The sequence below is a fragment of the Methylobacterium sp. CM6257 genome, from assembly GCF_054611515.1.
In genome coordinates, this window is sequence record NZ_CM137735.1 from 1,800,859 (window position 1) to 1,825,436 (window position 24,578).

Annotated in this window: 31 protein-coding genes and 4 pseudogenes; 14 read left to right on the top strand and 21 right to left on the bottom strand. The window is 63.1% G+C overall.

Annotated features, from left to right (window positions below; genetic code table 11):
• The first annotated feature begins 94 nt into the window (after nt 1–94).
• The gene (locus ACYCO6_RS08745; protein WP_459771124.1) at nt 95–1,453 is read left to right on the top strand and encodes an IS66 family transposase; all 1,359 of its coding nucleotides are present in this window, start codon (nt 95–97) and stop codon (nt 1,451–1,453) included.
• Here ACYCO6_RS08745 and istB read toward each other — a convergent pair whose 3' ends face one another.
• Nucleotides 1,454–2,323: an IS21-like element helper ATPase IstB gene (gene istB, locus ACYCO6_RS08750; RefSeq protein ID WP_459761956.1), complete on the bottom strand. Its 870-nt coding sequence runs from the start codon at nt 2,321–2,323 to the stop codon at nt 1,454–1,456.
• Nucleotides 2,320–3,585 carry an IS21 family transposase gene (gene istA, locus ACYCO6_RS08755; protein ID WP_459761958.1) on the bottom strand — a complete coding sequence of 422 codons (1,266 nt, stop codon included), beginning with the start codon at nt 3,583–3,585 and terminating at the stop codon, nt 2,320–2,322. Before istA ends, istB begins: the two co-directional genes overlap by 4 nt.
• 154 nt (nt 3,586–3,739) lie before the next feature.
• Here istA and ACYCO6_RS08760 point away from each other — a divergent pair.
• Nucleotides 3,740–4,048 (top strand): annotated as a pseudogene (locus ACYCO6_RS08760) (IS66 family transposase); the annotation flags it as partial.
• Nucleotides 4,049–4,402: 354 nt separating this feature from the next.
• Here ACYCO6_RS08760 and ACYCO6_RS08765 read toward each other — a convergent pair.
• Both ACYCO6_RS08765 and ACYCO6_RS08770 read right to left on the bottom strand, forming a co-directional pair.
• Complete coding sequence (locus ACYCO6_RS08765) at nt 4,403–4,618, bottom strand: hypothetical protein (protein WP_459771127.1); 216 nt, start codon at nt 4,616–4,618, stop codon at nt 4,403–4,405.
• Nucleotides 4,619–4,714: 96 nt separating this feature from the next.
• Entirely contained in the window at nt 4,715–4,909 is a 195-nt protein-coding gene (locus tag ACYCO6_RS08770; protein ID WP_459771129.1) for a hypothetical protein, read from the bottom strand.
• Between the two features lie 588 nt (nt 4,910–5,497).
• On the opposite strand from ACYCO6_RS08770, the gene ACYCO6_RS08775 reads away from it, so the two are divergent.
• On the top strand, nt 5,498–5,710 hold the full coding sequence (locus ACYCO6_RS08775; protein WP_459771131.1) for a hypothetical protein: 213 nt from the start codon (nt 5,498–5,500) through the stop codon (nt 5,708–5,710).
• Nucleotides 5,711–5,774: 64 nt separating this feature from the next.
• On the opposite strand, the gene ACYCO6_RS08780 is transcribed toward ACYCO6_RS08775, so the two are convergent.
• Nucleotides 5,775–6,020, bottom strand: coding sequence for a hypothetical protein (locus ACYCO6_RS08780; protein ID WP_459771133.1), 246 nt, complete (start codon nt 6,018–6,020; stop codon nt 5,775–5,777).
• Nucleotides 6,021–6,147: 127 nt separating this feature from the next.
• On the bottom strand, nt 6,148–6,750 hold the full coding sequence (locus tag ACYCO6_RS08785; protein WP_459771134.1) for a phasin family protein: 603 nt from the start codon (nt 6,748–6,750) through the stop codon (nt 6,148–6,150).
• A 175-nt stretch (nt 6,751–6,925) separates the two neighbouring features.
• Between ACYCO6_RS08785 and ACYCO6_RS08790 the strand changes: the two genes are divergently transcribed.
• Nucleotides 6,926–7,129, top strand: a complete 204-nt coding sequence (locus tag ACYCO6_RS08790; RefSeq protein WP_459771137.1) for a hypothetical protein — start codon at nt 6,926–6,928, stop codon at nt 7,127–7,129.
• Here the strand turns inward: ACYCO6_RS08790 and ACYCO6_RS08795 are convergent.
• Both ACYCO6_RS08795 and ACYCO6_RS08800 read right to left on the bottom strand, forming a co-directional pair.
• Nucleotides 7,122–7,208 (bottom strand): annotated as a pseudogene (locus tag ACYCO6_RS08795) (hypothetical protein); the annotation flags it as partial. The gene ACYCO6_RS08790 and the pseudogene ACYCO6_RS08795 sit on opposite strands and share 8 nt — an antisense overlap.
• 317 nt (nt 7,209–7,525) lie before the next feature.
• Entirely contained in the window at nt 7,526–7,780 is a 255-nt protein-coding gene (locus ACYCO6_RS08800) for a hypothetical protein (protein ID WP_459771139.1), read from the bottom strand.
• A gap of 256 nt (nt 7,781–8,036) precedes the next feature.
• Between ACYCO6_RS08800 and ACYCO6_RS08805 the strand changes: the two genes are divergently transcribed.
• Entirely contained in the window at nt 8,037–8,573 is a 537-nt protein-coding gene (locus ACYCO6_RS08805; RefSeq protein ID WP_459771141.1) for a hypothetical protein, read from the top strand.
• A 41-nt stretch (nt 8,574–8,614) separates the two neighbouring features.
• Here ACYCO6_RS08805 and ihfB read toward each other — a convergent pair whose 3' ends face one another.
• From ihfB to ACYCO6_RS08820, 3 genes are all read right to left on the bottom strand, one after another.
• Entirely contained in the window at nt 8,615–8,941 is a 327-nt protein-coding gene (gene ihfB / locus ACYCO6_RS08810) for an integration host factor subunit beta (RefSeq protein WP_459771143.1), read from the bottom strand.
• Nucleotides 8,942–8,998: 57 nt separating this feature from the next.
• The gene (locus tag ACYCO6_RS08815) at nt 8,999–9,196 is read right to left on the bottom strand and encodes a hypothetical protein (protein WP_459771145.1); all 198 of its coding nucleotides are present in this window, start codon (nt 9,194–9,196) and stop codon (nt 8,999–9,001) included.
• Between the two features lie 739 nt (nt 9,197–9,935).
• Nucleotides 9,936–10,100 (bottom strand): hypothetical protein, encoded by a 165-nt coding sequence (locus ACYCO6_RS08820; protein ID WP_459771147.1) that lies wholly within the window; start codon nt 10,098–10,100, stop codon nt 9,936–9,938.
• Nucleotides 10,101–10,610: 510 nt separating this feature from the next.
• Here ACYCO6_RS08820 and ACYCO6_RS08825 point away from each other — a divergent pair.
• On the top strand, nt 10,611–10,889 hold the full coding sequence (locus ACYCO6_RS08825; protein ID WP_459771149.1) for a hypothetical protein: 279 nt from the start codon (nt 10,611–10,613) through the stop codon (nt 10,887–10,889).
• 44 nt (nt 10,890–10,933) lie between these two features.
• A complete protein-coding gene (locus tag ACYCO6_RS08830) occupies nt 10,934–11,065 on the top strand; it encodes a hypothetical protein (protein WP_459771152.1) in 132 nt (43 codons plus the stop codon).
• 251 nt (nt 11,066–11,316) lie between these two features.
• On the opposite strand, the gene ACYCO6_RS08835 is transcribed toward ACYCO6_RS08830, so the two are convergent.
• The 6 genes and pseudogenes from ACYCO6_RS08835 to ACYCO6_RS08860 form a co-directional block, all read right to left on the bottom strand.
• Nucleotides 11,317–11,547: a hypothetical protein gene (locus ACYCO6_RS08835; protein WP_459771154.1), complete on the bottom strand. Its 231-nt coding sequence runs from the start codon at nt 11,545–11,547 to the stop codon at nt 11,317–11,319.
• 433 nt (nt 11,548–11,980) lie between these two features.
• Nucleotides 11,981–12,523, bottom strand: a pseudogene (locus ACYCO6_RS08840) (transposase); the annotation flags it as partial.
• Nucleotides 12,524–12,947: 424 nt separating this feature from the next.
• A pseudogene (locus ACYCO6_RS08845) lies at nt 12,948–13,271 on the bottom strand (cytochrome P450); the annotation flags it as partial.
• 838 nt (nt 13,272–14,109) lie between these two features.
• A complete protein-coding gene (locus ACYCO6_RS08850) occupies nt 14,110–14,313 on the bottom strand; it encodes a hypothetical protein (protein WP_459771156.1) in 204 nt (67 codons plus the stop codon).
• 229 nt (nt 14,314–14,542) lie between these two features.
• Nucleotides 14,543–15,004 (bottom strand): DUF6641 family protein, encoded by a 462-nt coding sequence (locus ACYCO6_RS08855; RefSeq protein WP_459771158.1) that lies wholly within the window; start codon nt 15,002–15,004, stop codon nt 14,543–14,545.
• Between the two features lie 113 nt (nt 15,005–15,117).
• Nucleotides 15,118–16,509, bottom strand: coding sequence for a hypothetical protein (locus ACYCO6_RS08860; protein WP_459771159.1), 1,392 nt, complete (start codon nt 16,507–16,509; stop codon nt 15,118–15,120).
• 807 nt (nt 16,510–17,316) lie between these two features.
• Between ACYCO6_RS08860 and ACYCO6_RS08865 the strand changes: the two genes are divergently transcribed.
• The gene (locus tag ACYCO6_RS08865; protein WP_459771162.1) at nt 17,317–17,571 is read left to right on the top strand and encodes a hypothetical protein; all 255 of its coding nucleotides are present in this window, start codon (nt 17,317–17,319) and stop codon (nt 17,569–17,571) included.
• Between the two features lie 298 nt (nt 17,572–17,869).
• Here the strand turns inward: ACYCO6_RS08865 and ACYCO6_RS08870 are convergent, their stop codons facing one another.
• On the bottom strand, nt 17,870–18,031 hold the full coding sequence (locus ACYCO6_RS08870) for a hypothetical protein (RefSeq protein ID WP_459771164.1): 162 nt from the start codon (nt 18,029–18,031) through the stop codon (nt 17,870–17,872).
• Nucleotides 18,032–18,415: 384 nt separating this feature from the next.
• On the opposite strand from ACYCO6_RS08870, the gene ACYCO6_RS08875 reads away from it, so the two are divergent.
• From ACYCO6_RS08875 to ACYCO6_RS08885, 3 genes are all read left to right on the top strand, one after another.
• Nucleotides 18,416–18,883 carry a hypothetical protein gene (locus tag ACYCO6_RS08875; RefSeq protein WP_459771166.1) on the top strand — a complete coding sequence of 156 codons (468 nt, stop codon included), beginning with the start codon at nt 18,416–18,418 and terminating at the stop codon, nt 18,881–18,883.
• A gap of 231 nt (nt 18,884–19,114) precedes the next feature.
• Nucleotides 19,115–19,321 carry a hypothetical protein gene (locus tag ACYCO6_RS08880; RefSeq protein ID WP_459771168.1) on the top strand — a complete coding sequence of 69 codons (207 nt, stop codon included), beginning with the start codon at nt 19,115–19,117 and terminating at the stop codon, nt 19,319–19,321.
• Between the two features lie 658 nt (nt 19,322–19,979).
• The gene (locus ACYCO6_RS08885) at nt 19,980–20,216 is read left to right on the top strand and encodes a hypothetical protein (RefSeq protein ID WP_459771170.1); all 237 of its coding nucleotides are present in this window, start codon (nt 19,980–19,982) and stop codon (nt 20,214–20,216) included.
• Nucleotides 20,217–20,996: 780 nt separating this feature from the next.
• Here the strand turns inward: ACYCO6_RS08885 and ACYCO6_RS08890 are convergent.
• Nucleotides 20,997–21,266: a DUF1488 family protein gene (locus ACYCO6_RS08890; protein ID WP_459771172.1), complete on the bottom strand. Its 270-nt coding sequence runs from the start codon at nt 21,264–21,266 to the stop codon at nt 20,997–20,999.
• Between the two features lie 378 nt (nt 21,267–21,644).
• Here ACYCO6_RS08890 and ACYCO6_RS08895 point away from each other — a divergent pair, with 378 nt between their 5' ends.
• Nucleotides 21,645–22,757, top strand: coding sequence for an MBL fold metallo-hydrolase (locus tag ACYCO6_RS08895; RefSeq protein ID WP_459771174.1), 1,113 nt, complete (start codon nt 21,645–21,647; stop codon nt 22,755–22,757).
• Nucleotides 22,758–22,862: 105 nt separating this feature from the next.
• A complete protein-coding gene (locus ACYCO6_RS08900; RefSeq protein WP_459771176.1) occupies nt 22,863–23,378 on the top strand; it encodes an SCO family protein in 516 nt (171 codons plus the stop codon).
• 12 nt (nt 23,379–23,390) lie between these two features.
• Here the strand turns inward: ACYCO6_RS08900 and ACYCO6_RS08905 are convergent, their stop codons facing one another.
• Together ACYCO6_RS08905 and ACYCO6_RS08910 are read right to left on the bottom strand one after the other, a co-directional pair.
• Nucleotides 23,391–23,615 carry a hypothetical protein gene (locus tag ACYCO6_RS08905; protein ID WP_459771178.1) on the bottom strand — a complete coding sequence of 75 codons (225 nt, stop codon included), beginning with the start codon at nt 23,613–23,615 and terminating at the stop codon, nt 23,391–23,393.
• Nucleotides 23,616–23,639: 24 nt separating this feature from the next.
• On the bottom strand, nt 23,640–23,915 hold the full coding sequence (locus tag ACYCO6_RS08910) for a DUF6522 family protein (RefSeq protein ID WP_459771181.1): 276 nt from the start codon (nt 23,913–23,915) through the stop codon (nt 23,640–23,642).
• A gap of 272 nt (nt 23,916–24,187) precedes the next feature.
• Between ACYCO6_RS08910 and ACYCO6_RS08915 the strand changes: the two genes are divergently transcribed.
• Nucleotides 24,188–24,418, top strand: a complete 231-nt coding sequence (locus ACYCO6_RS08915) for a hypothetical protein (RefSeq protein ID WP_459771183.1) — start codon at nt 24,188–24,190, stop codon at nt 24,416–24,418.
• Nucleotides 24,419–24,578 lie beyond the last annotated feature (160 nt).

Below are 24,578 nucleotides of genomic sequence, written 5' to 3' on the forward strand. Positions count from 1 at the left end.
CGCCCAAAACGCAACTGTAATGTTAGGGTAACCGGGGCAGATATCCGGGCGGTGGCGTTTTGCGGTTTGGCCGTGGCGTGATTCAACACCCGGCATGGCGCTGCCGGATCCCGATGGCCTGGATGCCCTCTCGCTGAGCGAACTTCGCGGGCTGGTCGACGCCCTGATCGGTCAGGTCCGCGCCTTGACGGACGAGAACCGGGCTTTGCGCGACGAGGTCGCGCGGCTGAAGGGCTTGCCACCGCGCCCGCCGACGCGGCCAACCCCGTCCGGGATGGAGAAGGCAAGCGAGCGGGCGCAGGCCAAACCGGGCCAGCGGCGGCGTGGGCCCGTGCACGAGCGGCGCGTGATCACGCGCGAGGTGGTGCTCAAGGCTGCCGTTCCGGCGGGCTCGCGCTTCAAGGGCTTTGAGGATGTCGTGGTGCGCGACCTCGTGCTGGAGGCGGTCGTGATCCGCTACCGGCGCGAGCGCTGGTCCACGCCGTCGGGGGCGAGGGTCGTGGCCGCGCTGCCGCCCGGGATCGTCGGCGGGTTCGGGCCGCATCTGCGCCGCTTCCTCCTGGCGGCTCATGTCCAGGGGCAGGTCACGAGCGAGCGCTTGACGGCGATGCTCTCTGGGCTCGGCCTGATGATCTCCAAGCGTCAGGTGGTTCGCCTCCTGAGCGGCCGGCTCGATCCCTTTGTCGCCGAGGAGCAGGCGGTGCTGCGCGCCGGTCTCGCGAGCGCGGCCTGGATCAGCGTCGACGACACCGCCGCCCGGCATGCGCGGACTGACGGCGTGACCACGCAGATCGGCGATGCACGCTTCACCGCCTTCCGCACCACCGCGTCCAAGTCCCGCCTGAACGTCCTCGCGCTGCTGCGGGCTGGCCACGGCGACTTCGTCGTCAACGACGCGGCGCTGGCCTACATGCACACCCGCGCGCTCGCCGGTCCCTTCCTGGCGGCGCTCGCCGCCCACCCGGTCAAGGTCTTTGCCGATACCCCGGCCTGGCAGGCGCATCTCACCGCCCTCGGCTTCGATGCGCGCGCGGTCACGCCCAACCCCGTGCAGATCGCCACCGAAGGCGCGCTGTGGGGGGCGATCCGGCATCACGGCCTGATGCCCGACACGGTCGTGGTCTCCGACGGGGCCGGTCAGTTCCGGGTCGGCCTGCACGCGCTATGCTGGGTTCATGCCGAGCGCCTCGTCCACACGCTGATCCCGACGACCGCGGCTCAGCGCAAAGCTATCGCGCTCACCCGCACCCTGATCTGGTGGTTCTATGCCGACCTGAAGGCCTGGGCTCGCGCCCCTTGCCCCAGACGAGCCCGCGCCCTGCGTGCCCGCTTCGAGCGGATCTTCACACGCGCGACCGGCATGGTGATGCTCGACCTGTCAACGGGCACCGAAGTCTCCGCAATTATGGGCATCGAAAATTCCCTGATCGGCGGGTTTGGTGGTCGACGGTGATCAGCCGGCGCTGTGATCGAGGGTCGCGCTCTTTGGTGGCCGGCCACGGCGGCGTGGAGGGGGCGGTGGGGTGATGAGTGCCTTCGAGCGGACGTGCTCGGGCACAAGTTCGCCATGCTGGCGCAGCCGGTAGCTCGCTCCTTCGATCTGAACGACGACGGCGTGATGAAGCAGGCGGTCCAGCAGAGCCGTGGCCACCACGGGATCGCCAAATACCTCTCCCCATTCGGCAAAGCCGCGGTTCGAGGTCAGGATCATCGCGCCCTTCTCGTAGCGCGCGTTGACGAGCTGGAAGAACAGGTTGCCCCCACCCGGAACGACGGGAAGGTACCCGATCTCGTCCACCACCAAGAGGGAGGCCCGACTGAGGTAGCGGATCCGCTCGCGCAACGCGCCGTCGCGCTCAGCTTTGGCCAGCGAAGCGATCAGATCAGCCAGCGTCGAGAACACGACGCTGCGCCCGGCCTTTACCGCCTCGACGGCAAGCGCCGTGGCGAGATGGCTCTTGCCGGTGCCGGGCGGGCCGAGGAGATGGACGACCTCGGCCCGATCGATGAAGGTCAGTTCCGCCAGCGCCATGATCCGCTCCCGGTCGAGGGAGGGCTGGAAAGCGAAGTCGAAGCCCGACAGCGTCTTGATCGTGGTCAGGCGTGCCACGAGCAGGGCGGTCTTCACCCGGCGGTTCTCGCGCAACGTCAGTTCTTCGGTCAGGATCTCGTCGAGGGCAGAGATGCCGTCGATCTCACCCTGTTCGATGCGCCGGATCGCGGCGTCGAGGACTTCCAGGGCGCGCGGCATGCGCAGGCCGACCAAGCTGCGCTTGATGCTGTCCAGGGTCGTGGTGGCATGGGAGGGGGCGGCGCGGGTCATGACCGGCCCTCGATCCCGGCGGCGAGCCGCTCGCCGACGGCCTGGTAGACCGACAGCGAGCGCCGGGCGACGTGATCGCCCCGGCAACCGATCGTCAGGCTGTCGGGATGGCCGTGCCGCATGGCCCGAGCGGCCGCGCCTTGTCGATGGTCGGGATCGACGCGGTACTGTCGCCGGCCCTCCAGGATCGGGTGGCTCGCCACGAGCCGGCCGCCGTCGAGGATACGGATCGTGTCGGGCAGCTGGTGCACCTCGACGACCCGCCGCGTCCGGTCCGGCACGCTGTAGTAGTTGCCGCCGATCGAGACGAGGCCGTCATGGCTGACGCGCCGTTCCAGCTTGAGCAGGGCATTGAAGGGCACGGCCGGCAGCGGCTGCAACTCGGGCTTCTCGGCGGCGAAGGCCTCCGAGACGATCCGCTGCGTGGTGCCGTGCAGGCGAACGTTGGCGACGGTGTCGAGCCAGACCTTGAGCTGGAGGTTCAGGTCGTCAAGGTTGCGGAATGAGCGGGCCAGGAAGAAGTCCTGGCGGATGTAGGAGAACGGCCGCTCGACCTTACCCTTGGTTTTGGCCCTGTAGGGGCGGCAGGCACGCGGCAGGAAGCCGTAGTGTTTGGCCAGCGCCAGCAGGGATCGGTTGTAGACGATGTGGCCGTCCGCTTCCTCGCCGGTGACCGCGGTCTTCATGCGGTCGTAGAGGATCTCGATCGGCACGCCGCCCATCGCGGCAAACGCCTGGATGTGACAGCGCAGCAGGGTCTGCAGGTCCTGATGCAGGACAAAGCGTGCCTCGATATGCCGGGAATGGCCGAGCACGAGCGAGAACAGCCAGACGATGCAGGTCGCGCCCGGTGTGTCCGTGAAGGAGACCTCGAAGCGGGCGAAGTCGACCTGCGCCTGCTGGCCGGCGGGCGTCTCGAAGCGAACCTCGTAGGGCTGGGCCTCGGGCGGCCGGATCGCGGCCACGAACCGCTTTACGGCGGTGTAGTCCCCCGTATAGCCGCGCTCCCGCAGCTCGCGGGTCAGGCGCACGGCGCTGAGATCAGGAAAGGCGGCGACGCGCTCGCGCAGATAGACGAGGTAGGGGGCGAGCTTGCTCGGGCGTCCGGCTTGGCGTGGACCGTAGGCGGGCGGTTCGAGGCCGCGCGCGATGTACTTGCGGACGGTCTTTGGATCGCGCCCGGTCCGGCGGGCGATGGCGGTGATCGACAGACCCTGGCGGTGCAGGTCGAGGATCATGAGGAGTTCTCCCAGCAGGACCATCCTCGTCGCTCCCGGCCGATACGCATCGGCGGGCATGATGGCGGAGGATGGATAAGCCCGGGGACGCGGGGTGCCCGCCGCGCACTCAGGCCAGGGCACCAACCAGGGAATTTTCGGTCCCCACAATCAGGGAGTATTCAACGCCCACTGACACGACCGGCTGCTCGCCCGCCTGCACCAGCACAAGGCCGCCTTGCTGCGCGTGCTGGAGCGGCCCGAGATCCCGCTCCACACCAACGGCTCGGAGAACGACATCCGCGCTTGCGTGATCAAGCGGAAGATCTCCGGCGGAACGAAGAGCGAGGCCGGCCGCACCGCCCGCGACGTCATGCTCGGCCTGATGAAGACCTGCGCCAAGCTCGGCGTCTCGTTCTTCCGCTACCTCGGCGACCGCCTCGGGATCCCGGACGGTGACCCGATCCCGCACCTACCGGACCTCGTCAGAAACGCCGCAACAGGCTGACCGCCCGAGAATCTGCCCCGGCTACTAGCTTAGGCTCTTAAGCCTCAGATGCAAATGATGCAGGACGGCCGCCGAGACGCGGGTGTTGAGCCGGTCGGCTGATGCCGACGCACTTGAGGTCGGCAGCCACGTCGGCGCAATTGGATCATTGCACGCCGCGCGTGCGGAGATCCGGCCTGGGCTCATCGGCTTGGATCGCCCGCTTCACCTCGGCAGCCTTTCGACGGTCACGCCGCATCACTGGCAGCCAGACGCCGCGGGAGCACGCAGAGGCGTTCTCTACGCAGGCGGACGAGCTGTAAGCGCTGGCGCTCTGGAACGCGCAGATGGCGACGGTGTAGGCGCGCCCGGCGGTCAGTGCTCTACGACGCGGAAGTGGCGCGCAATGGCGGCTTTGACGCCGGCCGGCAGATCGAGGGCGTTGGAGAGCGATGTGCCGCCGGTCTGCTCGGATACCAGCTTCAGGATCTGAGCAAGCTCGTAGGCCGTGATGTCCCGCTGGGGCTCGAAGTGAAAGCGCTTACCGATGAATGGGCGCGATTCGCTGACCTGCTTCTGAAACTCGGCCATCGCGCCCTACCAATCAGTTTTCGCGCGTGTCGCGCATCCCGGCAGGATAGCTGCCGGGGTGTGGGTGTCGAGGCGCCATGTATCCTGGCTCTGAAGTCACCGCTTCGCATCAGCCAAGTAGGATTTCGTGTCGGCGCTGCCCTGCATGGATTCCTCGTCCGCGACAGCTCGATCTATCGCCTCGATCTCAGCCTGTACATTCTGAATGCTCTCTTGCTGATCCACGAGCCTGCGGCGCCTCATCACCATCTCATCGCGCAGCTCCTGCAGAGCCTTGACCGGACTTAGCATGGCGTTCCTCCTCAGGGTCCTAGCGGCGTTGCACGTAACTCGGTTCACCACATCAGGTTCTCCGAGGGTCAGGACGGATCCTTATCCGGCGAGCCAGCTGTTCGATCTTTAGCTTCGTATCCCGCGCCGTCCGTAACGTCTTGAGGCGCACGGTCCGGCCGTCAAAATCAACCCGATCGGCTTCTATTTCGTCGCGAACGGTTTGAGCATTTGCCTCTGAGATCGCTTCTCTGGAAGCCGGCGTCACGAGCTATCCGCGAAGATTAAACGGCAAATTCGACATCGCGCAAATCTCGCTATCACCTGATTAAAAGAAATGAGGCTCAGGCACCCAATTTGCGACCGCTGCCTCCTTTAAAATTTCTCGGCCAAGCTACTGAACGATAGCCCAAGATCATCGAGCCGTCGACCTGATTGATCGGTACGACGCGCGGACCACGAACATCCGGATCCCACCGTTCCCAGACCGATAGTGCAGTGTTGGCCGCCTCGATGATGGCCCCCGGAGAACCGCTGCCGATCTACGGACGGATCGCCTCAACAAGGCGCACTAGGATCACCTGCTCCTGAATCGGAGGTGTTGGCATCGTGGCCGCCTATCTTGAGGCTTGCGCTACGATCCCGGAGATCAGTGCCGACTTGGCCCGCGAGCGGAAGAACCCGGCCCGCTACTCGTTCGAGATCGCGGATCCAGCTGGCAAGCTCCTGACGGAGGTGCTCTTCACGGAGATCCTGGACCGAGGGCGGGGACCCAGTGTGTCACCATTCCGGGATCGGCCTCAGAAGAAATGGCTGAGATGAAGCGCACCGCGCGCCTGATCAGCTCCATGGGCGGGGAGCGGGTCACACGCGCCGAGCCATCTGCTCAGGCTGCTGTCAGGCGCTTCGTGTTGGCGGCGACGTGCTCCCGGTAGCGGGCTATAACCACGTTAGCAGAGCCTCCGGTCATCAAGGTGCCTGAGGCCTCGACGAAAGCGCTGATCTTCTCACTGACCATCCGGTGCGCCTCCAACTGTCCTTCGGCACCGCCCCAGGCGAGTTTCACAAGCCGAAGTTCCACAACCTTTTGCGCCTCAAGAGCGAGCAGGGTAACGGCAAAGGGGTTGTACATCGCGCACTCCGTGCCACACCGCGCTAGAACCGATGCGACTGAGACAAACGAAAAGGGCGGCCGAAGCGACCGCCCTCGGGTTTATTGCGGGATCGAGGATTACTCCTCGACCTCGGTGTCAGGCGCTTCAGCGCGCGCTCGCTGAGCCCTGCTGCGCGATGCCGGAGAAGGTCTTGCCGGCCTCTTCGATGGCGCGCGCCGAGGTCTCGGTGATGGCTTTGCCGTCCTGAACCATCGACTGCAGCCCCTCACGGACGAGTTCGCTCTGGATCGCGGAGTACTCCTGCACCGATTTAGCGCGAGCTAGCTTATTCAGGCCGTCGAGGTTGCGCTGCCACTGCTTCTGGCTCAGCTCAAGCCAGATCCGTGAGGTGTCCTGGAAGGCCTGGGTGAGCACGGTCCCGCAGCGAACGACCGCTTCCATGTTCTGCTTGGACTGCCGAGCCAAGCGCTCGCTGCCCTCGCCCGTGTAGCCGAGGGTACGGCTGAAGCGATCCGCGGCTTCGCGCGCTTGGTGCGAAGCCGTCTCGACGCCTCTCTGCACGATGTGCTTGGTGTTCTCTGCGGCGCGCTCGTTGAGATCGACGATCTTGTTTACACCCTCGCGAGCGGCATCGGCGAACTGTGCGCTCTGCTCGGCGGAGTTGTCGATGTTAGCCTTCAGAGCGTCAGCGGTCTTGTCAGACTGAGTGTTGTGCTTGTTCTGAGCGGCGTTCTGATTGAATGTCATCGTAATTTCCTGCCCTGAGTTCGATAGGCGTTATCTGTTATGCAAAATCTAGCGATCTCTCAGTTTGCTACGCTGACTATTTCTGCTGATTGTTGCACTGCATCTAGATCGTGCTTCGTGGCATATAAACAAGATCTGAGATGCGGATTTGATCCGATTAATTTTCGGCGATCTGATGAAAACGATCTACTTAGATGATAAGCCGCTGATTGCACTGCAAAATAAAAATTTTGGCAGAACGCGCAATCTCATGTTTTGGAAAGGCCGCTTCTACGGCCAGACAGAATTTACCACGCCGACGCAAGGCGTTGAAGGCAGGGGTGAGCACCCGCTGCATGACACGGTTGGATCTCGCACCGGCCACTACACTCCTATGTAGCAGGCCGAGTCTTCCGGGGCCGCGCGTGCAGGTAACGCCCGGTGGTCGCAACCGAGGCGTGGCCGAGCGTGGCCTGAACGAGGTGAACTGGGGTGCCGCTGTCGAAGGTGTGACTGGCGCGGGCGTAGCGTAGTCAATGCGCCGAGACCTCGGCCGACCGGACCGGCTCGAACCGCCGCGGCCTACACGATCCGGCGGATAGAGCTCTGATCGAGAAGACCGCCGCCCTTGCGCGAGCGAGCATCACACCCGCGATGAGATAGATCAGGCTCAGGATTACCACGGTGGACCGCTCGACGCCCGATGCAGGCGCCCTTCAGTATGCAAGAGCCCACCACGCGCCGCCCTTCGCGAGTGCCGGTCGCGCGGCCTTTACAGACTGTCCGGGGCGCCATCTCACTCCCGGACGAGCTTGGGCTCCGGCTTGGCGGTTCGCATCAGGCTCTGGATCGCTCGCGGTAGCCGGCCAGCCTTCTGCGCGATCTCGGCCTCCTGCTGCTCAATGAGATCACGGGCTGGCTTGTCGCCGTCCAGGCTGCCCAGGATCTCCATCGGCACGCGCCGGTTCGAGGCGCGGCTGCCGTCCTCGAAGACGACGTCGAAAAGGACCGAGCCTCGCGCCTGCGGGAACTGTTGAATGCGCTTGGCCATATGGGTCTCATACGCCGGCGAGTCCGGCAGCGCTAGACCACTGAAGGGAGCCGCGAGCACAGGACACTGCTGGGCTATGGGAACGATCCGCGCTGGGGTCCCAGAGCCTTCGCACGTCGTGCAAGCGCGAGCAGTGCTGCGGCACCGCAGCCTCTCGCTCCTCCGGGGCGACGCTGCGGGCTCCGAAGCCAGTCTATTGAGGGTGTATCCGCCTGGGTGGAGGCTCGGTGCGAGGGCGGCTACGGAGTTGGCCACCATGAGCGACTTCGATCACATCCTGAACTGGAAGCTTCTGCGCGGTTCGCATCCCTTTCCCGGACCAGAGGGCGGCACCTGCATTAACGAGGCGGCGGCCGTCGCGTGTGGCTTTCCGTACCGGCCGGTGCGTTCGGTCAACGCCATGTCCGCCTGCTTCTCTCGGCCAATCTGCCAACTCGCCATGCAGCTGAACGACGAGGCCACGGCTGCGCAGCGGCAGCGCCTGCTGCCGTTCGTGACCCGACTGGCCTGTGCGGACACGTCCGAAGTCGAGCTTGAGCGGGCCTGTTACATCGACGCAGAAATCGGCCACCCGCGGTTTCCGGGTTGCTTCAACTCCGACAAGGGTCTCAAAGCTCTCGAAGGCGCGCTCGCCATCAGGCGGCAAGCGGACGCGCTCGGCCTGGAAGAGGCGGCAAGCCGGCTAGACGCGGCTCGCGGCCCAAACAAACCCGTCAAGAAGCGCTCTAGCTCTCTGCCTGCGAAGGTGAAGGAGTGGCTGGGCTTGCCACAGGCGCCTGAGAACGCCGATTGACACTCAGGTGAGGGCAGCACCGCGGACATGTAGGACCGAGATTAGGACGCTCGCAGGATCTGCTCGGCCTCCTGCTCGGGGTCGGCCTTCTCAAGGTTGAGCCGCGTCCGCATCGCCTTGCCCGGCTTGAAGTGGACCGTCGTCCTGGCCTGGACCAACACGGCCTTGCCGGTGCGCGGGTTCCGGCCGGTGCGGGCCTCGCGGTCGCGCACGCAGAACGTGCCAAAATCGCGCAGCTCGACGCGGTCGCCTTCGGCAAGTGCCGTCGCGATACGGTCGAGGATCGCGCTGACCACCGCCTCGACCTCTTTCGCGAAGAGGTGCGGGTTCTGCTCCGCGATGCGGGTGACAAGCTCGGATCGGATCATGCGATCTGGTGTGCCGCGCTTGGACGCCGACGCGCAAGTCCGAGGCCGCATTCGATCCTAGTCGTCCGCAAGGGGCTGTAGATCGTCGAGCTTCGTGAGCAGCTCGTCGAGGTGTCGCATATAGAGCTCGATGCTCGCTCGTTCGCGGTTAGCGCCTTCCGCGGACAGGTTCGGGTCTCTAAGCGCGTGCGTCGAAGACCGGACGCTCTCCTGCAGCGTGGCGATCTCGCGCTCAACCCGCTCAAGCTCGGTCATCGTCGCCCCCAAAAGCGCTGCCTTAACCGAGCCACCCGCCCGATATCAGTTATTCGGGTCGCGGACACTCCCGCAACCCTTCTCGTTGGCGTACCTTGCGCCAATTAGAGGCAGGTGCACGTTCATGACCGAGCGGCGAGAACTGTACCGAAGCCCGAATGGGGACACGTGGTATCTCGGACGCGAGCCGGAGAACGGCCGAGCCTTCGTCATCCACCAACCGAATAGCCCCTCTGGCGGTCGGCTGTCTCACATCGAGCTGGGTGAGTTCTTGCGAGGAAGCGCCGGAGGACCGGAGCATCAGGCGTTGTTGCGTCTGATCGGTACGCTCGTGGATGTCCCCCCGTATGCTGATTAGACACAAGAGGTCGCGCCGCCCCTCACGGACGCCGCTCGCGCATCTGGTGCGGGCGGCAGTAGGAACTCTGGGTGCCCTATGAGATCCAGCCGAGCACCGCCACCAAGTGGTCTGCCTGGGCTCGGGTCAGGCCAGAGGCGACGGCGGCTCCGTTACGACAGACCGCATAGGTTCCGTCACCAGCCGCACGAATTTTGATGGAAGCCATGGAGTTGAACCCGCGATCACGTCGCGGCCGATGTCGAAGGCTCAGGACGAGCGGACTGGGATGTGGTCCCAGCTTCGAAGCAACGAAATGCGGCGGACGGCCTCAGGGCCAAAGTGGTCCGCTCAGATCTGAGCATACCCTTCACGAACGCCGCGAGAGCATGCGGTGCGAGCCTACCCCTCCGCTACGCACACGGTGATTGCGGAGGCGCCAGCAAAGGGTCGACCAGCCTCTGCAATCGACTTGGCCGCCGCTTCGCACGCCTGCTTGCAGTTGAATTCTACCGATCCGATCGCCGAGCCGGATCCTGCCAGCATGATGGTGAGCACGTAGGCCACCGCATCCTCCTCGGTTGGCCGCTCAGTCGGGTGCTCACTTTGCTTGCCAGTTCGAGGGCTGCGTCACGCCGCCGATCTCGATCAGTCCCGTTCCTAAGACGAGCGCCCCGGCTCCGACGACAGCCAAGATCACAAGGAGCCAGAACCACTGCATCGAGCGATCTTCCTGATCGTCAACGTGCCCAGGCGAATTGCGACCCCAGCGTGCGGAAGTGACCCTTTGCGCGAACGTGCCGAAGTCGCACGGCTCAGTCGAGGGTCAAGGCTTGGTCGGATGAGCCGTCATGATGGCGGTCGCCAACGCTATCCGGAACGCTCTCTCGTGCAACCCGGACCGCTCCGCCGAACGGAAGCGGGACTTTCACACCGTGTCTGTCTTCGAGGCTCTGACACTATCGGGACTATCTTTGTCGTCTCCAGAAGCGCAGAGTTCTGGCATCACCGGATCGGCTAAAACAGGCTCCGGTGACTGAGGGCCTGTGCCCCCGCCTGCAACGGACAGGCGAACTCATGGCAGAGCTTCTCAAATTCCCCGCCAGACCGCGTTCGCGTCACGCCAGACGGATCTATCAGGTCCACGAGTTCGCCAAGGACGGTGGCGTTTTGACGTCCCGATCCATCACGGCTCGCAACGACACTGACGCCAAGCGGTTGGCCTTGGGACTGACCGACGAGCACCGCATCGAACTCTGGTCCACCAGCCGCTTTGTCGCGCAATTCGGGCCTCCGGGCACCCCAGTTGCGACCTGGATCAAGTCGCTTGAGGACCAGCCGGTAATTGATCTGTGAAGGCACCGCCTTCCAGCCTGTAAAGCTCACCCAGGAACGAGACCATGGCTACCGAAAAGAAGCGCGGCAATCGCGAGACCAAGAAGCCGAAGAAGCCGGTGCCCAAGACCAACGCCGCGGCGCCCTCAACCAAGGGCACTGTCTCAGGAGCCATGAAGACCGCCGGGCGCGGCTGAGGCGATGGCCGAACTCCGGGGCGGCTGACATGGTGGATCACAGCCGACCGCTGATGTGCCCGGTGATGCGGAAGCTGATCATAATGGTCGCCCGCATGTCTCAGTTCCCTGGGCTTCGGGAGCACGGGCAGTTGATTGATCAACTCAGGGAGCTCGAAGCCGAAGCTATAGCCAAGGATGCCTCTTGGCGGACCTTGGAGGCTATCCGGGCCACGCGGCTGAAGCTGCGCATCGAGAGCCTGATGCCGAGATCACCGACCATCCGAGGCCAGTGAACGGGGCTGGACAGCGATCTGCTTGGCGAGCCGGGTGATCTCATCGAGCGCGATGCGGATATGATCCACCTGCGCGAATATCGCAGCCGCGTCGAGCTTCGCGGCGGCGTCAGAGGACCACCATATGCCGCCGTCGATGTGGCGGATGAGATCGTTAAAGCGCTGATTCTGCAGCGCTAAGGCATCAATCGCGTTCTGACTGTTCACAGTATCGTCTCCCACGTCTGCCGGTAACCATACGCCTGCAGGAGCGGGTGCGGGAGAATATCATCTTGAGCACGTCTGGAGCCCGGGAACGCGACATGATGTGGCCGGACGGTCTGACTGAGTGACGAGCGTATTCCGTGCCAGCCTCATTGCCCGCAGCCGTGCAGTCCTCTCGTCAACCGCTCGCCGGTTATACGCGCGCCCTGGTCCTGCACCATGACCTAGTCAGCCGCGAGGTCATCCTGCATCAGCGCTTGCACGCCTTCTCCCAGCATTGGGGCTTCCGGGTGCAAGCCTGCGCCCCTTACCGGGCGCGCACGACGGATGAGGTTGAACAGCCCCTTTCAACGCGGATCGTGCTATTTTTCTGCCGCCCACGGGTGACCACGTGACGAAGAGCCGGGTGCGAGGTGCAAGCCCGGCCGCGCCGTCCTCATAGTCGCTTCTCCTTTGCGGCGCCCGTGGGCACCTTCCGTCCCCGTCGGCTCCGGCCCTCCATCATCCGCCGATAGGCGACCTCCGCCTGCTCGACACGTCGCCGTTCCTCCTGGCGCACGCGCGCCAGGTTGTAGGTGTAGGCCGCGCCCCGCTGACCGCGACGTGCCGGCTCACCCGAGCGCAGCTCCAGCTCCCGCAGCTTCTTGGCATGCAGGGCCGGGCGCACCCAGGCGTAGTCCTCGCCGCGCGTAAGCAGGTGCCAGATGATCACCGCGAGCTTACGAGCGACCGCCACAGCGGCAATATGCGGTCCTCGGCGGCCTGAGACACGCTGGAAGAAGGCGCGCAGCGGCCCGGGCCCCCGCACGGCCTGCCAAGCGGCCTCGACCAGCATGGAGCGCGCATGCGTGCGGCCTTGCTTGGTGATGCGCCCGTGCCGCGGCTTGCCGGAGCCGGACTGATGCACGCTCGGGTTCAGCCCGAGATAGGCCACGAGCCGATCCGGGCCGGCGAACCGCGCCACAGGTCCGATCGCGGCATTGTCACGTTAAGCAGTGGCAGGTCCGCTCGGCTCGGGGTAGGGCAGGGGCCCTGCAGCCCGTCTCGTACGCTCGTCACTGCGAGGTGGTCAATCTGACCGGTCTTGCCTGAAGGCGTAAAGAAGCTCGCTGCGGCGGAGCCTGCCCTTAGCGGCCGCGTGGACTTGTCGCGGTTTGCCCCGCACGGCGTCGGATCGCATCGTGCACATGGGTCACGAGCAATGTGACAAGCCGCATTTCCACGCTTTCGGTTCGCCCATGCGCCTCCGCTCGGATCGCCTCCGCGGTGAGCGCGTCCGCCTCGACGGGCAGGACGTGCCGGTGAAGCTCAAGGTGATCGACTCGTTGTTCGTGCCGCTGGCCAAGTAGTCGATGCTTCTGTCCTGCGAAGGCCGGCGCCGCGAGGCGGCGCTGCCGCTGCCAGAACGAGCCGGAGCTAGTGAGCAGGTCATTGCCGAAGACGGCTCTCACCTGACGCCAGAAGAAGCTGCCCTTCGGAAAGGCGGCGTGCTCGCTGAGGAGGACGCGCTCGATATCAGCCGGGTCGCTGAGCAGCAGCGCGGTTTTCGGACCGAACCTGACGGCGACGATATCCCCGTAGCGGTGCGCGCAATCGGTGAAGAAGGCCAGCGGATCGCGACGGATCGCCGGGATATTGCCGAGCAACGGCCAGCCTTTCGGGCCCGGTGGTCGCAGGCTGCTGGACTGACGGGAATGAGAAATGGATGTGGTCCTACCCGTATCCATGATCGTGCCCCGGCAGTGAGCCCTGTTTCAGAATAAGCCTATACCTGGCCGCAGCCCGCGAGAAACGAGACCAGGACGTCGGGCAGCATGCTGACAACCTAGCGATACGGCTCGATGTGCAGATCGCGAAACCAGCCGGTCCTGCGCACTGACACGTGGCGCTCACCAGCATGCGCCTAAGCTCTTGGAGATACGCTCAAAAATTTCAGCAGATTTCCGGTTCTGAACGCGGAGGAGGGTAGGGGGCTCTGATCAGTTCGCGTCGAAGATGAGTGCAGCAAGAAACTTGTCGTGCGTGATGTGAACTGCACGACGCTTTGGTCGAGCGGCAATCGTTAAGCATGGCGCTGTTGTGCTGCCGACCAGGCGAGCACCCTTTAAGGTGGTGAGTGCGATGGGTGGGGTCCTTGCAAAGGAAGGTCCTGTGGTTCTGATCGGCCCCCACGAGGTGGTCCAAGGTCAAAGTTAGTGCAGGGTTGGTCGCTGGACCACGGCGAAGTGAAGCACTGGACGTGGTTACCTGTGCTGCGTGGACGGCTGCGCAAACGGGTGGCCTGATAAAGTTTGATTTCTAAACTTTTTAGATTTCTAAAACCTTTGCTTATGGCGATGGCTAGGCTTTCAGCCTGGTCATTTCCATGTTCAGCTGCTCGCGCCCAAAGGAAGGCTCTCCGCGCCGGCGTTCCCTGGGGATTGACCCTGCGGGCATCAGAGCCGGCGGCCGAGAGCGGGCATTACTTCCGGGGCACAGCAAGTCGCGTCGCTTGCCCTGGAGCATCCTGGACCCTTGCTGACGCTTGCAGGGTTAGGGCTGCCCGATCAGTTCTCAGGATGCCGCTCAGTCTGCGTCGTAGATGAGCGACGCCAGCACGTTCCCGTGCGCGATCGTCCGCTGACCAGCGTCCTTCGTCACGTCCTGCCCCGGGTAGTAGTAGCCGAGCGTCCTCTGCGCGGCATTCAGCGCCTTCTGACGCCCGCTGTTCTCAGTGATGATGTAGCCGAGCGTACGCTGATCACGGTCTTTGATCGTCTCGCGGCTCATGTGGCTCTCCGCTTGAGGTGTGGCAAAGCGGCTCAGCAGGAGCCGCAGCGCTGCGCGTGCGAGTGAAAGGCTGGGCGGTGCCCGGCGCAGCCGCTGGTGGCTGCACGAGAAGCATTGCGGTTTGCTAGCCGTCTCGCCGCAAAGAAGTTTGTCTGTACAAACAAGTGCAAACGCTTGGCCGCCGCCGGCGTACGGCGGCCCACTGTACGCCATTCACATAGCCAGCCGCTCAGGCGGCCCTCTTTCGCCGCTCAGCCATCATCAGCCCGCGCGCGGCGGCTGACTCTTTGATCTGCGGATCAAGCTCACCCGCACGCACTGCGGTAATCAGCGTATCGATGGTGGCGGGCAGCTTGTCGAGGCTGCCGATACTGATCGCAGCCTTGCCCGGCTGTAGTTCCAGCGGCTTGCCACCGACGCGCATGATGAAGTGTACGGTACCGGCCTCATCCTGAAACCAACCCTTGCGCACACGACGAGCCACCTCGACCCGCACGCGCTCGCCTGCAGCATCCTTGCGGATCGCGGGCACCTTCGGCGGGTCGTACAGCCGCCCCTCGAGCGTAGCATTCACCATGCTCTTCTGTTCGACGAGCTGACCCAGCAGCTTCTCACGGGCTCGACCCAGGGGATCGTTGGTCGAGATGGCTGGAGCTGCATTTGAGAGCTTGAGGGTCTTGAGCACGGACATTTGCATCTCCTTACATGTGAGCTCGATCAGCTCTCATGTCCGAGACGGTACTGCCGCTATCCTGCCGTTCAACCGAAGATCGGTATGGCCAGGCCGAGGGTTAACAAGGTTATCTATGCGTGCTTGTAATCGGGTGATTTCCCGCCGCGTCGATGATTGACCCTCATCTTCTGCAGCACCATCCCGGTGCCATTGTGCAGCTCGAGTGCGCTCAGTTCTCCGTTATCCCAACAAGTGCGAGCCATAATCCGCGGCATAGGCGAGCCTTTGCAGCCCCAGTCTTTGTACAACCCGCTTACGGCGAAGCGTTCATCCCGCTCCAATTTTCCGATGATGCCTGATGCTTTTCTGCGGTATGGAGCCCCTACAGATGCCCACATGTGCTTGCTCAGCCAAGCATGCTCCGCTGGATGATATTCCTTATCCAGATACATCTTGCTTTCGCATCGGGTGTACGTTTCAAAGTTCACTTGAAATTTCTGGCCATTGATCGTGATTTCGCCAGAAAGGTTCTCATCCTTGAGCCAGAGTGCGGCCTCAATCTGCATTCTGCCACTTACCTCAAGCCCCGGCTTGATCTCCCCAGTAAACTCTTTCGGGCTCTCGTCTAAAGCTTCATGGCCTCGCAGCTCCTGCTGAGCTACTCGGGCGAGTTCCGCTAACTCTGCTTCGGAGAGGTCGCCGTAGGCGCGACTGCTGGTCGGGCGCTCGCCTACCGCGGTTTCGTTGCCTTGCCTCCTAGGTGGCGCGACGCCTAGCGCCATCATTCTCTCTCTGAAGCTCATGTGGGCTGCCACTTCCCCAGCGGAGCGAAGCACAGACACCACTGGCGAGCCGACAGGCGAGCCAGGGTGTTCAGGTGGCGTGGCGAGCGCCACCTCGTCCGCAGGACTAGCCACTGGAACACGCGGAGCAAGACCCAACGACCTACGAGTGGACCGGAGGTCCATCTCAGTCATCCGTTCTGTGTTGTTCCGTTCCGTTGTGTTTCGTTCCGTAGAGGACGCTAAACTATTTACGCCATTGACATCTCCGCTCCATTCGCCACAAGTTGGCAACAAGCTGACAGCATGCGAGATAGGAATTGGATACGAGCTGTGTACGTCATGGTCACGAGCTGATGACATGCCAACAGTAATGCCGCGGGTGACTGATTGACCAGCGCCAAGTGCAAGAGCGTCGGCGTCAAACGCCTGGGGGAAAGAGGCGATTAGGTCTGTCAGGATGTTGCCCTCGTTCTTCAGCGCTGTTTGGCGCTGCCGTGCGGTGAGCATCGCCATCGGTGGGAACTCCCGTGTCACGTATTGCCCACCTACCCGCGTACGCACGCTCTCTACGAAGCTGTCGCGCTGCTTGGGGCTGAGAGGCCGCCCGGCGAGCAGCACCTTCACGCATTGGGCCATGATGCTGCAGTCGATGTTGTTCGTTCGTGGGCTCCGCGTTCCGTCGCCGTAGGATTGCGCAACTTTTACGGCGAGCTTGAGCCACTGTTCAGAGTTCTTCATGTGAGTTCCTTTAGAGATTCCGCCTCGTCGGCGTCTCTCGCAGACACTGCTGAACCTACACCGGGTTCGTCAATATTATTTGCATGTTGGGCGTTCGGCAGCCCTCTTGCAAAGGACGAAAGGGAAATCGGTGCGGCGAGGCGAAGATTGGCGCCGCCAAGCGAGGCAAGCTGCTGTCGGAGGCCCACAAAGAGGCCATTCGAGCGGCACGCACGGGAGTAGCTCAGAGCGAGGAGCACAAGCGTAAGCGCATAGCGGCCATCAGAGCTACCAAACAGCGACAGCGCGAGGAACGCCTCGCCCTGATGGCCCGTGCGGCTGAAGTCGCTTAATATCGTGATTGGCGCGGAGGAGCATATTTCCCGCTCCGCGTTCTCGCGGAGCGCTGGTTCAAGTCTAGTAACGTGCAGCCTTCCGAACGCCCTGGGGGATTGCCGCAGGGACCGGGCGGTGCTCTTCACGCGCGGACTTTCGCGGTAAACTGTTCGTTTTCAATCTGCGGCTAACACGGTCGCGCAGACCGGGGCGGACAGGGGATCCCACCGCACCTCACTGGCGCCTGCCCGTTTCACGCCTGCTCCCCACTGGCAGGCGCAGCCACGCGTTCCCGAAGGATCACGACCTGATGCGAACCGTTGTCTACGCCGATGGCGGCTGCGATCCCAATCCCGGCCGCTCATCCACGAGGAGATGTGGTGAAGTCATCGCACCGGCCCCGCTGCTCGGCGGTCGGCACCCGTCGACTCGACGGAACCGAAAAGGAGCGTATCCTCACGTTAGCCCCACCAGAGGGCACGGGAGGAAGAAATGTCTGCAAACTGGAAATCAGTTAAAGAGGATCTGGATTGGAGCTTAAACACAGGCGAGGATGTCAAAGGTCGTGAAGAACTGAGAAACGCCTTTAGCAGGGAAAGCGCGAAATACATCGGATCCGTGGTTGAGGCCTATAAGCTGGGTCAGCGAGATAGCCATAAATTGTCAAATCTTTCGAGGTGCGCCCATGAGGATGATAAACGCTTATACAACATGGGAAGAAAGCTCATCGGATTGAAGGCCTTGTGATGTGCGGACTTGTTTGCCGTTGAAAGAATAACGTACATCCTTGCTACTTGACGCGTGATCGGACCCACTCCCGGTCGCGCTCGGCCTGCGTGGCACGCTGCTGCGCCTCGTAACCCTCCTGCTCGGCCGATTCCCGCCTCGGCCGGCCATCGGCAGCGGCGGCTGCCTGCTTCCGCCACGCCTCGGTCTCGACCTACTGGCGCAGCAACTCCTCGGCGGTGATGGGCTTTATCGATTCCTTCGGCTGAGCCCAGGCGTAGGGTCCGCGAGCATGCGGCGGCACTGCGCCAACCGACGGTCAGACAGGTCGGAGCCTTGCCCTCGCGTCGGCCAGCGTGAGGCTAGCGGAGGCTGCGATGCGCTCCGCAGCCACGTGGGCGGCGGCACGCTCACCGGTCGTGGCGCCGCGCTCGGCCAAAGCGGGGCACTTCGCGAACCGGTCGAGGTCGATTGGGTTCATTGGCCCGTCTCCGCGCCTTCGACCGTCCGCAGTTCGTGTAGGAATTCAGCCGGGATGCCGGCTTGGGACCAGAGCGCCAACACGTTGTGCTTCAGGAGCGCCGCCTCGTCTAAAGAGCCTGAGTAGTGCCGCAAGCCCCAGACGGCGAGGGGGCGGGTGTCTGACATAGATTAAAAACTGGGCCCCGCCGTGGCGCGTTTCAGCGTCGCCGTAGATTTTTCGAGCCGGGGCAGCTGAGCGCGCCCCCCTTTCCGAGCATCAAACTACTTGCGCACAGTCCCTTCGATGTCGCCCGCGGCGACGTGAGGCGGCCCGATCCAGGACCGCAAGTTAAAATTAGGACAGCAGCTTGAGAAGTTTCTGAATCGGCTTCCACGGCAGCTCATGGGCGACGCTGGAAAACCGTATGCCGAACCGAAAAAAATCGGCAAACCGAAATCTCGCTATTTATTTTGGAACTATATTATTTTCGAAAAATTGTCTGATAGACATGCGGGAACGGCGGCGAGAGTTGCTGAATTTGTTGGATTTTCCTCGCCTATGGCGCATCATAGGAGCTTGACCATGGCTGATCGCACGCGCTTCGGACGAAAACAGCGCCTCCCGTCGACGATCCAAATCAAACACGATCTCGTGGAGATGGGGCGTGCAGACACTCTGTTACGCGAACTTCGCAAACAGCCATGCACCGTCGAAGAGCTCAATAGCATCATTGGCGGCTTGATCGCTGAGCATCACATCTCCGGGGACCGCGCGAAGATGCTGATATCCCGGTTCGGGCGGGAGAAAGCTGCGCTCGCATCTGCGGGTTATGATCTGGAATCGAGGAAGCACGATTACGGCATCGTCTGAGCCAGGCCGGGGACCTCTAATTTCCTTAATCGAGTCCAGGCCTACCGCCTGGTTTTGCAATACTTGGGCTCTCCCCCACTCTCACATACGGCGGGACAAGGCGTTCCTAACTGCGATGCTCGGGTAAGGCGGTGGAGCAGGAATGTGTCCGGCGTTTCAAAGCTACAGGCCGAGTGCTATCTCGCTTCTGCATCGATGACTAGCATTTCTTAGGATATGGAAGATTACAAAATGTCGATTCCGGAAAATGAAGTGCAGCGACAGAGGCTCGATCTAGCGGCTGAGCAGGAAATGGCGAGACTCGGAATTGTTCGAGTGCCGGCCGATTATTTTCGATATCGCGATTTTCGCTACACGAATTTGCAAGATGCGCTGGCTCAGGCTCGGCGCGACGCGGAAATCAAACAGCAAGCAGGGGCTTGGAGCACCTCTCGGTAGGGAACCTAAAGCAGCATCCGGTCAGGCTGGCTAATAAGCGCCGCAGCCTGCGGCTGCGATAATGGGTCCGGCGCGCCTTATGCGCGAGGCGATTGAGGGCGCGAGCTTGCTCGGGCGTCCGGCTTGGCGTGGGCCGTACGCGGGCGGTTCGAGGCCGCGCTCGCCTCTTGGGCGCAAAGCTTACGCCGGCGGCACGGGCGTATGAGGCGGCGCTCGGGGGGCGCGCACATCCCGGGTTTGTCGGCGAGATTGAGGGTGCCGCTTTGGCTGTAGCGTGATCGCGTGGTGCCTGGCATAGCGTGCCGACTGCCAACAAAGTCTCCCATCCCTACTCCATCGAGGTCTCGCCACTTCCCAAGCCGGATGGGCACTTCCAGTGGGCGATCCGCCGGAGCAGCAAGCTGATCGAGCGGCCCGATCGTCCGCATCGCAGAAGGCGTATGAGAGCGCCATGGAGGCCGTCGAGCGAGCGATGAAACCGGAGAGCGGAGGCGGGGGCGTCGGTGAGTGCGAACACCTGTGCTGCGCCGACAGGGCACCCGTGAAGGTCATCGCCCGTTACCGTGAGCACGTCGCCGCCACTACGAAGTGGCTGTCATTAGCCTTACCGGTCCAGACACCCCTTCGTTGCAATCGCCGTAGGGTGTAGGCTCCGTCGATGATAGAGCCCAATCAGACCGCCTTCATCGTGAAGGTCGCCCTCCCGGACGAGAACGCCCCGGAGTGCCTGTTCACGCTGTTCTACGCGGTCATCGCCGATGATCCTGATCGCGGGGTGCAGATCGTCAAGGACGCTGTGAAGGAGGGCGCGGACGTCACGCTGACCGAGGTCCGTCTGTCTCAAGCGACGGCGCAAGCAATCGAGCTTCTTCCCGGCCACGCGCGAGCCCTATGACTATGACGGTCCAGGCCCGCTGCCTGCGTGCGTAGGCAGCACCTAACGAGCGTTCTGCCAGCGCGCTGTGACCTCGCGGAATGCCGTATCGCCATCCGCCTCGGAGGCGCCATGCGAGCCAAACGACCGAGCCGACTGGCGTACCACCACGTCATCTCGCGTGATCGACCAACCGAAACGGCCCAGCTCTGTCCGTGAAGGTGTGACCTGTAGCTTGTGCGGGTTCTGCTTGAAGACGATCATCGGACGTATGTAGGACAGCGTAAGAAGATTCGTAGCGGAGAGCCCCCCACTATGTGTGCTTCAATTTTGCCATGGGAGGCCGTCGCCTCGGCAGCCCCGCTCGTCATCAAAGCGCAGGTGGCAACGCTGGCTGAGAGGAATGAGCCTCCGGGGAACGCCCTGAAGAATGCTTCCATGTCTCTACAGCAGCCGCGACGCTGACTAGCCTTTCTGCAATGGTCCGTAAGGCTACGACACAGCGGTCTATCTCCTGCCGCCTGTTTGCACTTATGAATTGGTCATCCTTTGCCGACGTGAGCGCGCCTGCAGCTATAACGAGTCGCTCCGCAACCCGTCGCAGCGATTGTGGCCCAGTGAAGCTCGTTCGCGCGTCAGCGGCGATCCCAGCCACCAGCGTTACAATCTCGGGCTCAAGCTGCATGCCCCAATGCTGTTCGTAGTGCGAGGCCAGCATCTGGCACTTGGTGAACCAAATGAACTCGAGGCCGGTAAGTCGTGGACTAGCCATGGCTGATTACCCGCACGCTTTGATCATGATCAAGTAAAATCAGGCTCTTCAAGCTCGATAATCCCGTTGATAACGCCGCCAGCTTCGTACTTTTTGCTGGCGGCGTCCTCAATCTCGGTTTGGCAACTTTCGAACAAGTCGATTGGCTCGGAATTCTCGTCGCCGAAGCAGTCTCGCAGGGTACCGATGGATATGCGGCAGGGGACAAGCCTTCGCCCATCCGACATTGAGAAACGGACGTGCTCTCGCGTGTTCGCATCGATGACCGGCGGCCAGCCTGGATAACCGACAATTGGCATGGCATGCCCCTACGGTTTTCAGCAGCCCTCCCCCGACGCAATCTCTTTCTTGATCAACGAACCGAAACCGCGGATGGAGCCGTAAACGGCAGGTTTTATTTTCAAAGATTTGGGGGCGTGAGGAAGCATTCCAAACCATCGATGAGCAGATTGCCTTTCGGCAAGCTGGACCGAAGCGCTGAAATTTCCCCAGCATACCCCGGCCATTCCTCGGCGCGCCCACGTCCGCTTTCGGGCATCCTGATGCAGGATCCTGACCGATCCTGGCCCTAAGCGGAAGGTCCGCTCTTGAGAGAATGACGTCGGAAGAGAGCTTGAAGTGGTGTAAGTTCTAGGATGGTCGGCGGCCCCATCCCCGTCAGACACTCGGAGGGTCCCATGACGACCTTCATGCCCCGTCGCGATTTCCTCAAGGCATCGGCAGCCATGGCTGGCGCGGGCGTTGCCGGTTTCAGCTGCGTGGAGATCGCTTCGGCAGCACCGATCGAGGTTCCGACGATCGACAAGCTGTCCATGCGCGTCCTCATTGACCAAGCGCACGATCAGTTCCTGCGTGGCAGTACGGTCAATGGTGTGGTCCACGAGGCGCCTGGGGCTGGGCGCAGCGCTGACGCTCGCAATGTTTTACATAACCAATGGGGGCTGTCGCTCTTCCTTGAGTCGCAGCGCGAGCAGGAGCAGCGTGCCGTCATGCTCGATTTCGGCTACACCGCCGAGGCGCTCGCCAATAACATTGGCCTCCTGAAGGTCGACCCAAGCAGGATCCAGGCGCTGATCGTCAGCCACGGCCATATCGACCACTACGGCGGCCTGATCGGCTTCCTGCAGAAATATCGCAGCGCTCTACCTCCGGACATCAAGCTCTATGCTGGGGGTGAGGACAATTTCTGTCACCGGCTCCGCCGCACCGACGCGGCGCAGCTCGGGGAAGGCGGCACGCTGAGCCGCGGCGACATCGACGCGCAGAAGGTGACGACCGTGCTGTGCGAAACCCCGACCGTCATCGCCGGTCATGCTTTCACAACTGGCAAGATCAAGCGCAGCAGCATCGAGCATGTGCTGCCGAACGGCTTCGTCGATTACACGCCGCAGGCGGCCAGCTGCGATTACGGCCACTACACGGCGGCCGAGCTGCAGGGGAAGGCCGTGCCGGACGAGCACGTCCATGAGCACGCCACCTGCTTTAACATCCGCGGCAAGGGCCTGGTGGTGATCTCGTCCTGCGGCCATGTCGGCATTGTCAATTCCGTGCGGCAGGCCCAAGAGGTGTCCGGTGTCCAGAAGGTCCACGCGATTGTCGGCGGCTTTCATCTCGGGCCGGCGCCAGCCGACTACCTCAAGCAGGTCGTCGGCGAGATTAAGAAGCTGGAGCCCGACGTAGTCGTCCCGATGCATTGCAGCGGGCTCAACTTCCTGCTTGAGGCACGCATGCAGATGCCGAGCAACGTCATCCAGACCTCGACGGGCAGCCGGCTCGTCTTCAGCGCGTAGCGGTTATAACGCATGAGAAAGCGGATCCTGCTCGGGGCCCTCCTGCTTCTCGGGGTGGAGACCTCAGGGCTCGCCAGTTCGCCCGAACGCTCCGCCGCCGAGCTGATGGACGTGGTGATGTGGAACCGCGAGCCGATCGGGGGGCCCTTCGCGCTTGTCGACCAGGACGGCCGATCGCGCACGGACGCGGATTTCCGTGGCAAGCTGATGCTGGTCTATTTCGGCTTCACGTACTGCCCTGACATCTGCCCGACCGATCTGCAGCAGATGGCCATGGCGGTCGACCGGCTGGGCCCGGCCGGAGAGCTGGTGCAGCCGATCTTCATCACCGTCGATCCGGAGCGTGACACGCCTGCACATCTCAAGGATTATATGCCGATGTTCCACCCGCGCCTCGTCGGCCTGACTGGCGACCAAAGGGCGGTCCAGGCGGCTGCGCGGTCTTATCGGGTGTATTTCGAAAAGGTGGAGCGCGCCGACAGGACCGACTACACCATCAACCACTCTGCCTTCTTCTACCTAATCGGCCGCAACGGCGAGTATCTCGGCTTCTTTCCGCCCGGTACGTCTGCCGAGCGATTGGCCGAAGCCATAAGCACCAGCCTCTTGCCCAGACCCTAATACGAACTGGGTTCACTCTCGCGCCGCAACCTCGGCCAGCAGGTGCTTTTCGGCCTTCCGAATAATGGAGAGCGGATCGCGGCTTCGCTGATGCGCCAGCAGGAGCAGATCGGTGATCAGGTCAATGATTGCGCAGGAGGGTACGTCATCCTCCAAGCGCCGGCCCGCGCCCTCGGCAGAGATGTAAGCGTCGAGAGCGGCCTGCGCGAGCTTTGTGCGGCTGACTTCCACCGTCATGAGCACGCTCCTCGGGAATTTGGCCTACCAGATCACGCCATCGGGCGGTTGATCTGCTGAAAGACGGCACTCGTTGATCAGGCGCCCTTGTGCGTCGAAGACGCCCCGCCATGCGGCCTCACGGCATTGGACCGTAACGCGAGCCCGTCCTTCGTTCCGGCCGTGCCCTGTCTCAACCCGCGTGCGAACGAGGCCAAGGTGCATCTCGTCTTGCAGCAGCCGGAGTGTGATGCCGAGCTTGGCTGCAAGCTCGCCTGGGTCCGCGATCCAATCGCTGCCCGTCTGGCGATCGAACCGCATCGCAGCGCCCTCCGTCAGCTCGACAGGAGGGCGGGCTGAGATTGACCTTAGCACAGGCAGAGAAGCCACGCGACTAGGGCGTCCTCGGCATGGCTCAACGGCATGTCGCGCTAGGTCCGCAACCGGCCATGCGGCTCGATCTGCCGGGCGGGCATATTGCGCAGGTCGTCGCGCACGTGGTCGTTGTCGACCGTGTATCGTGCTGCTGCCACCGAAGCGCGAGCCCTAGCGCTTTGCTCTTCCGGCCCCGACGCCCTGGCTACGGTAGCGCCATGTCCAACATCGTCTCCTTCCCGCACGGCGGGCGCGGCCCCGCACCCGAACAACCCGTCATCGTCACGGTCACCGACCACAACGGCTCGACTCTCGTGTCGATCCCGATCGTTGGGCCGGACGAGGGTGTCTGCTTGCTCATCCCCTCCGACCCGATCGAACGGCGGCGCGCCATTGCCGCCCTCCAGTACGCACTCGAAGAGCTCAACGAGCCCGATCCGGCCGATTAACGGCATCGGCTACCCCGCCCGAGAACGTTGCCTCGTCGAAGTCGACGGCTGCGACGGGGCGGGCAAGACGTCATTCGCGGGCCCGGCGCACGCCGCGCTCGGATTGGCTGGCGTTGAAGCCAGGCGCGCATGAGGGTTACGCCACGTGGGAGCGGGCGGA